We start from the raw sequence: 1,308 nt of genomic DNA, 5'->3' as shown, positions 1-1,308 counted from the left end.
CGATTTCAAAATATCTTCCACGCCATTAGCATGCTGCTCGGCCACTGAACCGCAGCGGTCACAAATCAGCATGGCTGAGGTGTGTGACGGCTCTTCAAAGTGATGACAAACCACATAGCTGTTGGTGGACTCTACGCGATGGATAAAGCCCTGCTCCAGCAGGAAGTCCAGCGCACGGTAGATGGTGGGCGGCTTCGCCTGAGGTTCGGAGGCACGCAGTAGGTCAAGCAGATCGTAGGCGCTAATGGCACCATTCTGCTCACTCATCAAACGCAGGACTTCAAGGCGCTGCGGCGTGAGTCGCACGCTGCGTTGCTGACAGATAACTTCCGCCTGCGACAGGATTTTTTCAGTACTGGTCATATTCATTGTTCCCCCTCAGGCGATTTCAGGATGTTATTTTATCACATCTGTAACAAAACGCCGAGTTCACCCTCAGTTAACCCTCTGTCACGAGCACAGACTCAACCATTCACTGGTATTGCTGATAAGTACAGAAGGTAAAAAAAATTTCATCATTGTTTTGAACGCACCAGGACCATTCTTTTTTTATTTAGTATCCCTAATCTGATTTGCAGGGCTTAAGGTTCATGACTACCTTTTGCAAAGGGCTGTGTGCGTTTGGCACTGTAAAAAAACAGATGCAGAACGTTCAACTGTTAGCGTGATAACAGATTAATAAAATGGCAATGACCTGATAAGCCCACTCATCTTCTCTCAATTCACAGCAATGAAATGGTGCCTTTATGTTCATTATTCAGGCATTCGGTTATGCGTGTCTTTGCGCATTCGCTTTTTCATTTTTTAATGGTGGGTTTGGGGTCAATGGCAAATAAATTCAATAAATTAATCGGTTTTTCCGCACCAGTGGTATTACCCGCTCTGTTGCTTACTCCGCTGAGTGCGCTTGCCGCCGGTAACTATTTCGATGCCCGCAATGATGCGATGGGCGGGACGGGGGTAGCTTCCTCCAGTTACGGTTCGGCGGTGCTGGCGAACCCGGCGCTGATGACCAAAGCCAAACCGGAAGACAGCGTCAGTATTATCCTGCCAGCCGTCGGTGCGCAGATCAGCGACAAAGGAAAACTGGTCGATAAGGTGGATGACCTGACGGATTCCGTCGACAATTATAAAGACCTCGCGAATGGTATCACTTTCCCTATCTCTCTACCGGATATTCAACGTGCACAAGCTGCAGCGGGCGATCTGGCAGAGCAACTGCGCGAAATCAAGGGTCAAAAAGCCTGGGCCAACGCCGGCGCGGCTTTTGCGGTAACGGTGCCCAATGAGGTGCTGCCCTTTGCCTTT

General features: G+C 49.5%; 2 protein-coding genes. One reads left to right on the top strand and one right to left on the bottom strand.

Translation table 11 applies throughout. From position 1 onward, the window contains the following. Positions 1-363, bottom strand: a 363-nt coding sequence (gene zur / locus WH277_RS03820; protein ID WP_339504447.1) for a zinc uptake transcriptional repressor Zur, incomplete at its 3' end; no start/stop codon positions are given. 462 nt (positions 364-825) lie between these two features. Between zur and traF the strand changes: the two genes are divergently transcribed. Further along, positions 826-1,308: conjugal transfer protein TraF (gene traF, locus WH277_RS03815; RefSeq protein WP_339504445.1), on the top strand; the 483-nt coding region annotated here is incomplete at its 3' end.

This window comes from Erwinia sp. MYb416 (genome assembly GCF_037479575.1).
Classification (GTDB): Bacteria; Pseudomonadota; Gammaproteobacteria; order Enterobacterales; family Enterobacteriaceae; genus Erwinia; species Erwinia rhapontici.
Note: the sequence above shows the minus strand (reverse complement) of the source record. Positions and strands in the feature narration are given on the sequence as shown.